We start from the raw sequence: 13,918 nt of genomic DNA on the forward strand, positions 1-13,918 counted from the left end.
ACTAAGAGCCAAAGCCCCAATTGATTTACTTTTACTTCTCATAATCTCTATACGTTGTGGTAAAGGTTTAGATTTCGTTTATCTATAAAGGGACGTCTTGCAGCAGCCCAAGTACACTCGCATCGCTGTCATACCGATTTCAGTGGCATCTCGGGTTGGATAACCGTAATATTTAAAAATAATGCTTATGCGGTTTGGCACTAGCAAGTACATGTTTTCTAAACGATACTGGTTTTATGCAAACAAAAATGACTGATCTCTACTTACCCAAGGTAAGCCACACGTGTTAGCAGACGTACAGCTTATCATATTCGACTGTGATGGCGTGCTCATTGACAGCGAAGTGCTGTCGATGAGAATGTGGCAACAAGTGTTAAAAGAGCGCGGGGCGAACCTCACCCCAGCCTATTTTGTCGATGAGTTCTTAGGAAAAAGTGTGCAAATTGTTGAACAATGCGTAGCCCGGGATTTTGGCATCACATTAACCGCCGATGATTTAGCCAGGTTTCACCATCGGCTAGTTGCCTCTTTTGCTGCCCATTTAAAGCCTACAGAAGGGATCGTATCGTTATTGCAGCAGTTATCAGTGCCTTACTGTCTGGCCACCAGTAGCTCTTCTGAGCGCACCAGTCAGGCACTATCATGTACATCCCTTGCCCCGTATTTCCCCCAACACCGCTTTACCCGCTCGCAGGTAACCCGAGGAAAGCCGGCCCCTGATTTATTTCTTTATGCGGCCGAGGCGATGGGTGCGGCGCCAGCTAACTGCTTGGTCATTGAAGATTCGCCTGCTGGGTTAGAAGCGGCTCATGCCGCCGGCATGCAAGTACTGCGTTTTACTGGGGGAAGTCATTTACAGTACCTAGACGATTTGAATGGGACCAGCATATCCAGTTGGCAGGCATTTAAAACACGTTTCCCCGAGTTATTAAAAAATATTGATATGAAAGACACGGAATGAGTATGAGTAAGAAGTTACAACAAGAAAACCAACGTCTCGACGATGCGGCTAGGGCTGGCTGGTTATATTATGTGGCAGGCAAAACACAGGATGATATTGCCAAGCGTTTAAATACCTCCAGACAGAGTGCCCAACGCCTTGTGGCCTTGGCCGTCTCAGAAGGACTGGTAAAGGTGCGCCTTGAACATCCCATCGCCCGTTGTATGGAACTTGCCGATGCCATCAAACAGCGTTTTGGTTTGCAATTTTGTGACGTGGTACCCGCACTGAGTGACGACCCTAATTCCACTTTGGGACTAGGGCAAGCTGGCGCTGCGGTTATCGAGCGAGAATTAAAGGCGAATACGCCAAAAACTATAGCTTTTGGTACCGGACGGGTTCTGCGCGCCTGTGCCGACGAACTTGCCCTGATGCACTGTCCGCAACATAAAATTGTGTCCTTGGTGGGCAATATTGCCAGCGACGGTGCTGCCACCCGTTACGATGTGGCAGTACATATTGCTGATCGCATTAAAGCGCAACACTATCCTATGCCTTTACCGGTTATTGCGTCCTCTGAAGAAGAACGCCAGCAGCTGCACCAGCAAGCGCACATAGCTCGCATTCTTATGCTGGCAAAACGAGCGGATGCCACCTTCGTGGGGATTGGTAATTTAGGCCAGACGTCCCCCTTACATGTGGACGGCTTCATTGATGATGATGAAATGGGGTCCCTCGCCGGTTCTGGGGCGGCAGGAGAAATTATCAGTTGGGTTTACAATCTGGAAGGTGCCATCGTCAATTGCGATATTAACCGGCGAGTCACCAGCACCCCGATGATCTTATCATCAGAAAAGCCGGTTGTCGGTATTGCATCAGGGGTCAATAAAACGAACGCAATATTAGGTGCACTGCGTTCTAAGCTAATTAATGCGCTTATTACTAACGAAACTACCGCCGCCCAAATATTAAAAGGCTAGGCGCTAGGTTATTCCGTGATTAAGGTGGTGAGACAAGTCTCACCGCCACCACTAATACCCATAGTCGTTAATAAACAGCGCCTTGTCTTCATTAGTGGCAGAATCGTTACACTCTCCGAGTATATTAAACCGTGTTTCGGTTTCATATGTATCTATTTCAATATACCCCTCTCGGCAATAACCGGTTTCACCCAACTTGAGATCGAGGGCTTCATATATCTTCTCGATTCTATCCTCATCGCTGCGACCTTGGGAGTCTTGGCCATCACGCTCTGGTGGTGCACCCTTGCCGCCTCGACCACCACGGCCCCCACCGCCAGATTCTCTGCCGCGACCGCCGCCATCTCTGCCTTGTTTTTCAGCCCGCATTGCCACACTGAAACTAAACATTTTAGACCCATCGGGTTTAATGTTCGTAACAAACAATGGCTGTTCTTTCGGTGGTTTATCGGGTTTGCTGGCACACCCGCTTAGCAAAAGCACCGGTGTAACACATAAGGGTAGCAGGAAAGTTTTTTTCATATATTTTTCGTCTTCTGGGTCCGAAACTGAGCGTTAATCATTCTTCAGTTAGAAGGACGATTAACGCCGATAGTTTCGTTCCTATTTGTAAGGTTTTAGTAAACCTTAACAATACTTAAGCAATTACCTGCTAAAACACATTAACTCGCCGCCTTGAGCGCATCATCAATATCCTTCGCACTATGCCGGTTTTCCAAAAAGCCTTCGTCGCCACTGGTACGGTTAACAATGCGTCCTCGTTTTACCGCAGGACGCTGAGCGATTTTTTCCGCCCAAGCCACCAGATGGGTGTACTCGTGAACCTGAAGAAACGTAGCCGCGTTGTAAGAATTATTAATCACCAAGTTGCCGTACCAAGGCCAAATAGCAATATCAGCAATACTGTACTCATCACCGGCCATATAGGTATTTTCGGCTAAGTGCTTGTCTAGCACATCTAACTGACGTTTAATTTCCATGCTAAAACGATTAATGGGGTATTCCATTGGGTACGGCGCATAATGATAAAAGTGTCCAAACCCTCCGCCTAAATAAGGCGCCGATCCCATTTGCCAAAATAACCAGTTATAACACGCCACTTTTGCATGGGGCGCTTTGGGAATGAAGGCATCAAATTTTTCAGCTAAATAATGAAGAATGGAACCTGACTCAAACAATTTCGTTTCAGGTGTGGTGGTGCGATCCACTAATGCGGGGATCTTGGAATTAGGATTAACCTCAACAAACCCTGAAGAAAACTGATCGCCCTCGCCTATGTTAATTAACCAAGCATCATACTCGGCTTCGGTGATCCCCGCTGCCAGTAACTCTTCCAACAAGATGGTCACTTTTTGACCATTAGGTGTAGCCAAGGAATAAAGTTGTAAGCCATGTTCACCAACCGGGCGTGCTTTTTCGTGGGTTGCCCCCGAAACGGGCCGGTTGATACTTGCCCATTGGTTGCCATCGTCTTCTGGCGTTGTCCAAATCTCGGGGGGCGTGTAATGTTTGTCGTCAGTCATAATAATCCTCTAGTAAACCATTTAATTACATAACGTACATGTAGGTTTGGAAGATAAAATGTCAAGAGGCCCGTTACCAATGTACGACCAATCACGCCGTGAAACGGTAAACGGTCTGCAAACTAAGGGGTTTCTGGTACTTTGCTGGCATTATCAATACGCGCGTCAATATGAGGGTGAGTCGAAAACCACTGTGATAGGTTTTCATTTGTTGTAGGCATCAGTGTCGCTAATTTCTTCATGGCTTGGGCAAAGGTATCCGGCTCTCTGGACAACTGATGAAGCTGACTAATGGCGTAATTGTCTGCTTCCCATTCATGCTTTTGAGAAAACTGATTGTGCACCACGGTGCTACCTACTCCCATAAACAAATCCAGCGCACCGCTTACATCACCAAAATAAGTACTAATAATGACGGTGGTAAAAAGAGATTCTGCCACCAATTGCATTGCGTGGTTGTGTTCAACATGACCAATTTCATGCAGAAGTATGGCATCTAGGAGGTCTTGCTGCTTATCGACCAATAAAATAATCTCATCGGTAAATACAATGGTCCCATCGGGCAATGCAAACGCATTGGGTCCCATGGCGTTACCTTGGCGAAACAAAATGGTGAAGGGGTCGTGCTGAGTATGGATATTGGCCAGTACCTGGCTAAAATGAACCTGTATGCGCTGTTGCTCCGCAGCCGAGAGTGACGAGGGTTCAAGCAACGAGTAATCTAACGCTTTTAAGGTTTGCTCAGAGGCAATTTGCTTTATGCTATGGGGCACATAAGCGGCAAAGTATACTGCAGACCAGGGCAATAAATAGCCAAAGAGGCCGTACAAGCTTAGCGGCACTAACAACAAACTCGCCACTAACCATTTGCGCTGGGTTTCTAATGCAAATAAGGAGGCGCCTTTTTTAGGCGCCAACCACTCATCTAAGGCGGCAAAAGCAGAACACACCACTTTATCGCCGTGGGGTAGATGAATCTCTCTTGGTAAACTAGCAAGCTTAGACTCGGCCTCGCAACTTGCCGAGGAATACCGATATATCACCTTGTTGTCGTGTTCATCAAAAATAACCAACTGATTATTCTTAATCGCACAGCAAACCGGCACCACCGGTCCACCTGTTGCGTGATACAGAAAGCCTTTTGACACCGTCACAGCAACTACCCTAATGCCACATCAACATCAAATAATGTTACCGCTTCTTCACCTAATGCCCCCGCAGCATTACGATCATCAGCCACCACCTCATCAATGCCCGGTAAAATTTCAACATAAGTCGCATTCGCATAAAAATGCGCGGTGCGGATCAGTACCCAAGGAATAGCAAACCCCAGGCTGCAAATAATCGCTAGGATATTGGAAAAACGAAGCCAGATAAGAGATGAGACCCTTACGTTTGAAGAAAATTGCGCCACATTACCTAGCTTTGTTCGTGCAAATATATGGTTTCGGATGCGAGCAGAATAAAACCCTGAGGCTATGATATAAGCCAATCCATAAAGACCCAAAAAGCCCGCCGTTAGAATACTGACCATCGCCTGCTCACCGCCTTCACTGGCCACAACAACGGCCGCCACCGTCGCCGCGATGCCTCCCACCATAAAAATACCCATGGCGATCCCCACAGCCCCTAAGCTGGTGCCATAATATTCGGCCGTGCTTAAGCGCGAAGAAAACTGACGATTTCCATAGCCACTGCCGTCGATAAGGTATTCATCAATTTTCTGAAATACGATGGGCAAGATAGTATAAAGGGTAAATACACTGGCAATAGGCAGTAAAAGAAACACCACAAAGGCCTGCTTAATACTGCCATTAAAATGGAAGCGCACGTGGCGATAGGCTGTCATACGCAACTTAAAGCGATAACTCAATACCACCAACACGGGCGTAAACCCAGCTAAGAGTACAGCCACGACCAAGCCAGCTATGGGATGTATGGTACTTAAAATAAAGTAACTCGCGAATAGACATACCGCTAGAATGCGACCCTTGAGGATTTGCAATGGGGTTGCCAAATAGGTAAACCGATGTCCGTCGATCTCGGTGTTACCATAAAAATAGCGGTAAGTTCTTACCTTTGCCCACGCCGAAAAAACACCTAGGGTGACAATACTAAGCAGCAAGTTGACGATCCAAATAGAGAAGTACTCGCCGGTTTTGCCATGAAACGTTAACGCAGCGCCAGCAACGGGTTTATCTTCAACAGGCAGGGTTGGATTTTCCAGGGCAGAAAATGCCGCTATCCGTTTATCTAACTCTGCGGCCCGTTCGGGGTAACGGGTTGCATCAATGGTACGTCTTGCTTCTTTTAATTCAGAAAATGAATAATTTTCATATTGTGTGGGGGCATCCATGTTCACAAATTCCTTTTACTGCTCCATACCCATGTTAATAAGCGCATTAACATATCCAATGCTGAACATACTGAAAACTAAATAAAGCGGCAACTTATTTCTGCCCACCTTACTCCACGCTAACTCGTCTTAAGTAACCGTTATTCATTGAAGCCAGTTAAAACAAATTTTTGCACCCTTCGCCCCGTGCTGACTTCAGAGGTATAAAGATTTCCTTGGCTATCTGCTACCACGCTGTGCAACCACGTAAATTGCCCGGCATAACGACCTGGCCGTCCAAAACTACCCAGCACTTCGTACGTTTGATGCCATAAAATCCAAATACGGCCATTCATCATGTCTGCCACATACATATAGCGGTTGTCCGGTGAAAAGGCGATATCTGAGGCAGTGCCTAACCCCCCCGTTTCCCCAGCGATGACCAAATCCTTCACGAAGGTTACTTTGCCATCATCATTAAGTGAGAAAATTTGAATTCGATTATTTCGCCGGTCGCACACATATATACGCCCATCACTTGATTGGGTAACACAATGGACGATATCCCCAAAATTCTCTGCTTCAACACTTGTACTGTCAGCATTTGCGGTGGCTTGAGAGACATCAAAAGACCCTGAGCGTGTACCACCTCTTGGACTATTGCCATACGCCCCCCAAACCTGATCAAAGTGATTGTCGGTAGTATGGTAACTGGCAATACGTTTATTAATATAACCGTCGGCAATGAATACTCGGTTTTCGCTGCTATTGTGAAAGACATCAGCGGGATTACCTAAATATGCCTCACTATTATTACCGTCGGTTTCCCCGCGCTGGCCAAACTGCTTAATAAATTCCCCCTGGGCATTAAAATTTAATACCACATGGTCGCCGTCACCATTGCCACCTAACCACACCGTATTGTCATCATCCACGTACAAACCGTGCACATTTTGCGGCCATTGATTGACACCCGCCAATGAAGGAGCGATCTCGGGTCCACCCCAAGCATTCAGCAATCGCCCTTGGGGTGAAAACTGCAAAACATGGGGGGCGGCTTTACAGCAAAGGCCAATCTTTCCGGTCAGCCCCAAATCAAGCTTATTTAACGAGTTGGGCCGGTGAAGTAGCCATACGTTATCTTGTGCGTCTACTGCCAACCCGGGCACCTGTCCGATTAGCCAATCGGCCGGTAGGCTTGGCCATCCTGGTGCGACTTTAAATTGCGGTACCGGATGCTTGGCTTTTGCAACTGGGTAAAATTCCACATCTACTAATGAAGGAGCGGTCATGGCTGCCTGCGCACTGCCCTTATCTTCTGCCTGACATATTCCCGCGACCAGATAAAAGAATAGTGCCGTGGTGAACGCTTTTGTCTTTTGTTCTAAACCCTGTGGCATTTTACTTCCCCGTTAAACGTGTTTTTTGAACAGACATCGTAAAGCAACATTAACCATAAAAGAATGGTGCTGCGTTCATTCGTCGCTCGTAAAGGACTGATTAAACATTATACAGCGTAACAGCAGTGTTGGATTTGCTAACAACCTTGGCATTAGGATAACAAAATGTAACAAACTTTCAGCCTGTAGGTAAAAACACCATTAAATACACACTTTCTGTAATTTAATTACAGTTTTAGCTTTATTTTCTGTAAATTTTGGTCATAATAAACGCATCAACACAGAGAAATCTTGTTTTATTACACTTTCAAGGAAACATTATGAAACTTTCGACCTTCGCCTTAGCACTTACTCTTTCAGTTTCATCTGTGCAGGCTTTTGCACAAAATGTGATCCTAAAGCCCGTTAATGACAACCTTGAAACTCAAGCTTGCCTAACCGCTGCTCAAGAAGGCTTTACTGCAGCCCGAAAACTAGTACGTCAACAGGGTGTTGCGTTCTCAGAATTCGCAGCCTCGGTGTCTTGTAACGGCATGAGCCTTAGAGCGTTTTCTGATCAGTATTCAAGTCACACCGTAACGGCACATTCCAGTGTTATTGCATTAGTAGCGAAAGATGAAGATGCTGCCTCTCAGGCATGTATTGATGCGACCCGCATGGGTGCCGATAAGGCCCTTGAAAAACATAACTTACAAGGGGAAGCGATTATCTGTAACCACAGAGATATCACTGCGTTTGCCCGTCAGTATCAAACTGATAACGTGATTGTTCGCGCCGCTGCCGAAGAATAAGCAAGACCATATATCAAAAGCCGTTAGTGAATGCGCCACAGACAATATGGCGATTCAACTAACGGCTTTTTTGTTGTTATAAATCGAGTTGTTCTTGTAACGCTTTTTGAAACGCTTTTATACGTTGGGCATTGGCGCCTAAATCACTTCGCCCTACTCGCGATTTACTACGCACATCCACTTTGGTTTGTGTACCCTGCTGAGTTAATCGCACAATAATATCGTCTTTAAAACCAAACCAGAACGAAGTATGCGTTGCCTCTAAGGTATTGGGCCGCGTATTTTGTGTCACTGGCTGCCAATTAAGATCATCAATCACATCCTGAGCGGCTGCAAATACCGTCGCGCTATCTGTGTTGAATAACTGAGGTTTAATATCAGGATAGGCTTCTACTTGCTGACGGGCTGTTTCTTCCCCAGGATACCCGGGAGGATTTGGCGCACCACTGCGAGCCTGCAGTACCCCGGCAAAAGAAGGCGGTGTGGTTAAATCAGTGGTGATATCATGTATAGGCGGCACCGAACGGGCCGTTTGCATTAAATGTAAGGGGATCCCCACAGAAACAAGCACACTGATCAAGGTACCGATAACTGCACCTGCGCGCATGGTTTTACGCATGAAAATACTTTGTACAATAAGTAATACAAAGGCAGCAATACCCACGCAAACCCCCCACCTTAGACAGGTAAAAGCAGGGCCAAGCTCAACGAGTTCAAACTTGTACAACGGACCAGGCAATAGCACCATCAACAAGGCCACAAAAGCGACGACAACAACAAGGGCATTCACAATTTTTATTCCTTACAACAAAATTATTTTAACAATCATGCCAGAAATAAAACGGGGACGCGAAATAAGAATCTGTTTTAGCTAAAATTCTGCTTCCAATGTGCGCCATTATTCCACTTGGCCACCCAATCAGAGATCTGCTCTGCAGGCATCGGCTTGGCGATACCATATCCCTGCGCTAGATCGCAGCCCATATCCATCAAGATTTCACCGTGCTTAACACTTTCGACACCTTCGGCAATGACATTCCGGTTAAAGGAAACCGCCAGTGCGATGACCCCTTTAACAATCGCTTTGTCGTCGGCATCTTCAAGCATGTCACGCACAAAGGTTTGGTCAATTTTAATCATGGTTGCAGGTAAACGTCGCAAGTAGGTTAATGAAGAATAGCCCGTACCAAAATCGTCAATGGCAAAACTCACTCCTAATTGTACGCATTCATTCATAATATCAGCCACCCGTTTTAAATCATCCAGCTTACTGGTTTCTAGCATTTCAAGCTGCAATGAACCGGGGCTCATGTTTGGCGAGCGGGCTAAGCGGGCTTTAAGCCCAGTAATAAAATGAGGCTGCTGAATTTGTTTGGCGCCAATATTCACACTGACTGGCAAGTGAATTCCCCGCTGCTTCCAGCGTTCCATTTGCGCAATAGACTCTTCAATAACCCACTCATCAATATCGATACTCAGTTGATGATTTTCCACTATGGGTAAAAACAAGGCCGGAGAAAGAAGGCCTTTTTCTGGGTGCTGCCAGCGAATGAGTGCCTCGGCCCCAATGATTTCACCGGTACGCATATTTACTTTTGGCTGGTAATGTAATTTAAACTCACGGTTTTGCAATGCTTGTTCGATTCTTGCTAGCCGCTCATGCCGGGCTTTAATAGCATCCTCAGTATCGATATCAAACAGATGAAAACAGTTTTTACCTTTTTGTTTGGCCAGATACATGGCTTGATCAGCATGGCGAATTAATTGGTCTGCATCGGTATGATCTTTCGGGTACAAGGTCACGCCAATACTGGCCGACAACTTAATGGTAAACGTATCAATACAAACCGGCTCTGAGGCCACTTTAAGCAACGACTTGATAATCACGTCGGCATCTTTAGCCTCTGTGAGATTCGCCAATACCGCCACAAACTCATCCCCACCGAAACGGGACAAGGTATCACATTCGCGTAACGCCTCTTTTAAGCGACCCGCCAAGACCAATAGTAAGCGGTCACCCACGTCATGACCATATTCATCGTTTACCTCTTTAAAACCATCTAAATCGAGTAGTGCTACAGCAACATACTTTTGTTTCAGTCTGCCTTCGGTGAGGGAATGCTCTAAACGCTGTGCCAAAAGTGTTCGATTAGGTAAGTTCGTCAACACATCATAGTGGGCCATTTTTTCCAGCTTACTTTGCTGTTCTTTGGCGTCAGAAATATCACTGAAAATAGCAATGTAGTTTTTAATGTTATCTTGCTCGTCCTTCACCACACTAATAGTGAGTAGCTGAGCATAAACATCACCATTTTTTCGCTTATTCCATATTTCACCAGACCAATACCCTTTTTCTAATAACGACGACCAAAGATTTTTATAAAAGCTGTCAGTCTGCAAATTGGATTTAAGTACACTGGGGTTTTTCCCTATTACCTCATCGCGACTGAATCCGGTGATCGTGATAAAAGTATCGTTCACTTCAATGATTCGGGCTTTATTATTGGTGATGAAAATTCCCTCTCGGGCGTGGGAGAAAACACTACCCACCAATTTTAATCGCTCTTCAAGGGCTTTGTTATTGGTTACATCCTGCACTAAAGAGGTCACACCCACCACATCATCACCAGCGGCATTGACAATGGGCGTGCTATACCATTCACAGGTAATAACACGACCACTTTTGGTTTTATTATCGTTAGTTTTGCGGTGTCCCGTACGATTGTTGACAATTTGTCGAAACACCTTAGACAAAGAAACCGTTAATTCGGGCAAAAGAATAAGCTCAGTGGCTGACTTTCCTATTGCTTCTTCGGCAGAATAACCAAAAATCCGTGAAGCAGAACGATTCCATTTGGTACATATCATGTGGCAATCCCAGGTAATACAGCCTAACGGCGTATTTTCAATATGCCCGGATAATTCCCTTTCACTTTCTTGTAACGATGACTGACTTTCGATGAGTTGTCGTTCAGCATTAAGCCGAGTTTTCGCCATTGAATTAAAACGACGTTGCAGCTCGACCAGCTCCTGTGCCCCACGCTGTTTTATTTCTTCGACGTCTTTCCCTTGCTCTAAATCTGCGGTGGATTTAAGTAAACTCTTCAACGGTTTCAACAATGTACGCTGAATTCCCCATCGGGCAATAAACAACATAACAATGACTAAAATAGCAAGCACAATCGCGGCTTTCACTAGCCGTGAATTAATCGCAAACAGCTCGGCTTCAAATGGAATACTAACGGTAATATTAATATTGTCACTGTTTTGCAAAAGGGGGCGGGTAACAAAAACATGGCCATTCATTTTCGAAATAAAAGGCTCTGGCGAACCACGATTTGGCCCCTTCTCAGGTAACTTCAGACCGGTTTCAATGCGACTTAATCGCACACCTAAAATGCTTAAATCAGCAGGATAACTGGCGATGATTTTTTGATCTCTATCGGTAATATATGCGTTCGCTCCGGATGGTAAGCTAGACTTGGAAAGAAACTCACTCCACCATTCCAACGAGACCACCGCCACCGCCACCGCGATCACTTCGTTATCTGACGGTCGAATGACAGGGTAAGCAAAATTCACACTGGCTAATCCGGTAACCCTATCAACCTGGTACTCCCCCACAGAAAACGTTTTTTCTTCGATAGCTTGGCGGATATACGGTCTATCAGACACATTAATTGGCGTATGCAACGGCATGGCATTACACAGCAACTCCCCAGATACCAGCGGTACCCCGAGGTTCACATAGCGGGTATTAATTTTAAGTATATTTTGCAGAAACTGACTGCATTGGGCAGGTTCGGTAGCACGCACTTCATCAAAAGACACAAGATTACGTAAAAACAGCTCGGTTTCTTCAATAAGAAAGGCTTGGAAGTCGGTAGTAAGTTCTACGGTATTCACCGCTTTGCTTCGTGCCAGTTCAATGGCATTTTGACGTTCTGTGACAGATTCGTAAATTAGCCCGCCCAACCCAGGAACGGCCACAATAAGTATAAGTAGGGTTAATCTGGATTGAAGTGTTCTAAACAATGTCATTTACCTGTGCACGCTGGGTAATGCTGATAGCCCGAGGCACCAGACGAATTAGTTCTAACTATGAACGTTTTTTAAGAAATACAGTCGGTTTAGCAATGGCGTGCATGGTAAAGCAAACGCCCTTGTATCGAAAGTCTCTGCTTGCCTAAAACGCTTCTATTTTATTGATACAGCTCAATGTTTTACCCAAAAACCGCAATATGACAATTGTGACATTTGTATAAATTTTTTGCACTCTCTTTTTTATAAAATGAAACGTTATATTAATAGTATAGTCCTTAATTTTTTACCTATCATTAAATTACCCTTTAGCATAATTTAAAATTTAATTATTGCGAGGATATATTGGCAAAAATTGCATTGGCATCCCCACTATTTAACACTACAATCCGCGCCATTCTCATACCCTGTTTTTTTACTATAAAGGCTTGCCAAAATGTTTGAGTTTTTGCTTCATGGGTTTCCCGTGTTGTGTGCGATTATGTCCTTTTGGTCTAATACCGAAAAAAAACTTCTGCTATTAAATTTAGCTCTGTGTGTTTCTATTGCATCATTATTGGCCTATGAACAGGCATGGGGAGGAGCCGTGGTGATCACAATAGCAGGGCTAAGCACCACGTACCGACTGGTAAAGCAGAAGCTATTATCGACACAAGCCACCTATATTAGCCTGTTTATTATGACCGCCATTGTCATGGCCATAAATGTGACCACCCATCAAACTGGTATGTTGTCACTGATGCCTGTGTTTACCTTTATGGCATATCGTTTTGGAGAGCTCTACTGTAAAGAATCAGGGTTACGCATTTGCATGATTGTGGGCTCGACAAACTTTATGATCTACGGACTGCTCACCCAAACGTGGGGGCTCGCAGTGACAGAAATGTTGTTTGCTCTGTCAAATTCTTGGTATTGGTTAAAGCTAAAACGAGGGTTATCGGCAGATCCTATTTAGCTCAAACACTGGGGACGAAAGGCGAGATTTTTTCCCATACGGTGTCCGTATCGATGCGCATACTACTGTTAACAACACAAAATAACCCGGTGCCATTCGGGGAAAAACTCTGTTGTGGAACCCATTGTTCAAAGGGATGGGAATCATGGATCAATAACTGTTGGGGATAGGCAGCAGAATTAGCAGTAACGTGATATTTATCAAGCAAGCCTAACTTTTGGGCACACAGGTAGTACAAAGAATACTCGGTCCAACGCCCTCGGCGCTGGCGATATAACGTCCAGTTCGAGGGAGATGTCGGGTTATGTAATCTGCACATTTTATCCACCCATGAGCCTTTACCCCGCAAATTTGCGGCTATTTCCTGGGTGGTAGCCTCGCTGATATCCCGGGCCATTATTGCCGGCGTGACAGACATGCCAACCGAACTATCCCCTACCTTATCGGACATTTTTAAAATACGCGCCGACGACTTCCACCATTTTGGATGCAGTGCTCTGTCTTCATATTGTATAAGGGCTTTGTTGTCGGGCAACAACAATGATGTGGTCAAGGGGCGTAAACAAATCGCATCGGCATCCAGGGTAAGATAATAAGGTGTTTGTACGTATTTGTAAGCGCCTAATTTAATCAACTGCTGCTTGCGCCAGCCTCGTACCTTGGGGTGATGTGCAAGTTCCGGTAACACGGCATCTTCACTGAGTACGCGAATAGCTAGCTTTTCCCAAGGCTGAAGTTGCGCTTGAATAATATCGACTTCGTTGTCGGGACAAATTACCAGGATTTCTTTTAACACCTCAGTGGCGTTAAATGCCATTAATGTTTTAAACAATATTGCCGCGCGGCCTAAATCATTAACGTTATAACTTCCTTCCGCCCGCAAGGGTAATACTGCACTTAAGGACATGCATCCGCTCCACTGTCTTGATAACCTAATTACACATCGAAACCGT

12 protein-coding genes are annotated in these 13,918 nt (G+C 45.3%); 4 read left to right on the forward strand and 8 right to left on the reverse strand.

Translation table 11 applies throughout. The annotated features are described in order from the left end of the window. The first annotated feature begins 283 nt into the window (after window positions 1–283). Together KO501_RS13750 and KO501_RS13755 are read left to right on the forward strand one after the other, a co-directional pair. Window positions 284–961 carry an HAD family hydrolase gene (locus tag KO501_RS13750; RefSeq protein ID WP_216030240.1) on the forward strand — a complete coding sequence of 226 codons (678 nt, stop codon included), beginning with the start codon at window positions 284–286 and terminating at the stop codon, window positions 959–961. A 2-nt stretch (window positions 962–963) separates the two neighbouring features. Further along, a complete protein-coding gene (locus tag KO501_RS13755) occupies window positions 964–1,920 on the forward strand; it encodes a sugar-binding transcriptional regulator (RefSeq protein WP_216030241.1) in 957 nt (318 codons plus the stop codon). Window positions 1,921–1,971: 51 nt separating this feature from the next. On the opposite strand, the gene KO501_RS13760 is transcribed toward KO501_RS13755, so the two are convergent. The 5 genes from KO501_RS13760 to KO501_RS13780 all read right to left on the reverse strand — a co-directional run bounded on the left by KO501_RS13760 (window position 1,972) and on the right by KO501_RS13780 (window position 7,178). Next, on the reverse strand, window positions 1,972–2,442 hold the full coding sequence (locus KO501_RS13760) for a hypothetical protein (protein ID WP_216030242.1): 471 nt from the start codon (window positions 2,440–2,442) through the stop codon (window positions 1,972–1,974). 140 nt (window positions 2,443–2,582) lie between these two features. Next, on the reverse strand, window positions 2,583–3,443 hold the full coding sequence (gene yghU, locus KO501_RS13765) for a glutathione-dependent disulfide-bond oxidoreductase (protein ID WP_216030243.1): 861 nt from the start codon (window positions 3,441–3,443) through the stop codon (window positions 2,583–2,585). A gap of 122 nt (window positions 3,444–3,565) precedes the next feature. After that, window positions 3,566–4,597 (reverse strand): M48 family metallopeptidase, encoded by a 1,032-nt coding sequence (locus KO501_RS18590; protein ID WP_216030244.1) that lies wholly within the window; start codon window positions 4,595–4,597, stop codon window positions 3,566–3,568. Between the two features lie 5 nt (window positions 4,598–4,602). Then, window positions 4,603–5,799 (reverse strand): YjgN family protein, encoded by a 1,197-nt coding sequence (locus KO501_RS13775; RefSeq protein WP_216030245.1) that lies wholly within the window; start codon window positions 5,797–5,799, stop codon window positions 4,603–4,605. A 140-nt stretch (window positions 5,800–5,939) separates the two neighbouring features. Continuing rightward, window positions 5,940–7,178, reverse strand: a complete 1,239-nt coding sequence (locus KO501_RS13780) for a hypothetical protein (protein ID WP_216030246.1) — start codon at window positions 7,176–7,178, stop codon at window positions 5,940–5,942. A gap of 320 nt (window positions 7,179–7,498) precedes the next feature. On the opposite strand from KO501_RS13780, the gene KO501_RS13785 reads away from it, so the two are divergent. Then, window positions 7,499–7,969: a DUF3718 domain-containing protein gene (locus tag KO501_RS13785; RefSeq protein ID WP_216030247.1), complete on the forward strand. Its 471-nt coding sequence runs from the start codon at window positions 7,499–7,501 to the stop codon at window positions 7,967–7,969. Window positions 7,970–8,045: 76 nt separating this feature from the next. Here the strand turns inward: KO501_RS13785 and KO501_RS13790 are convergent, their stop codons facing one another. Together KO501_RS13790 and KO501_RS13795 are read right to left on the reverse strand one after the other, a co-directional pair. Beyond that, window positions 8,046–8,759, reverse strand: coding sequence for a DUF1499 domain-containing protein (locus KO501_RS13790; RefSeq protein WP_216030248.1), 714 nt, complete (start codon window positions 8,757–8,759; stop codon window positions 8,046–8,048). A 77-nt stretch (window positions 8,760–8,836) separates the two neighbouring features. Then, a complete protein-coding gene (locus tag KO501_RS13795) occupies window positions 8,837–12,004 on the reverse strand; it encodes an EAL domain-containing protein (RefSeq protein WP_216030249.1) in 3,168 nt (1,055 codons plus the stop codon). 442 nt (window positions 12,005–12,446) lie between these two features. Here KO501_RS13795 and KO501_RS13800 point away from each other — a divergent pair, with 442 nt between their 5' ends. Further along, window positions 12,447–12,965, forward strand: coding sequence for a YgjV family protein (locus KO501_RS13800; protein WP_216030250.1), 519 nt, complete (start codon window positions 12,447–12,449; stop codon window positions 12,963–12,965). A 1-nt stretch (window position 12,966) separates the two neighbouring features. Here KO501_RS13800 and KO501_RS13805 read toward each other — a convergent pair whose 3' ends face one another. After that, the gene (locus KO501_RS13805) at window positions 12,967–13,872 is read right to left on the reverse strand and encodes a DUF6492 family protein (protein WP_216030251.1); all 906 of its coding nucleotides are present in this window, start codon (window positions 13,870–13,872) and stop codon (window positions 12,967–12,969) included. Window positions 13,873–13,918: the final 46 nt, after the last annotated feature.

It is taken from the genome of Alteromonas sp. C1M14 (assembly GCF_018860965.1).
GTDB lineage: Bacteria > Pseudomonadota > Gammaproteobacteria > Enterobacterales > Alteromonadaceae > Alteromonas.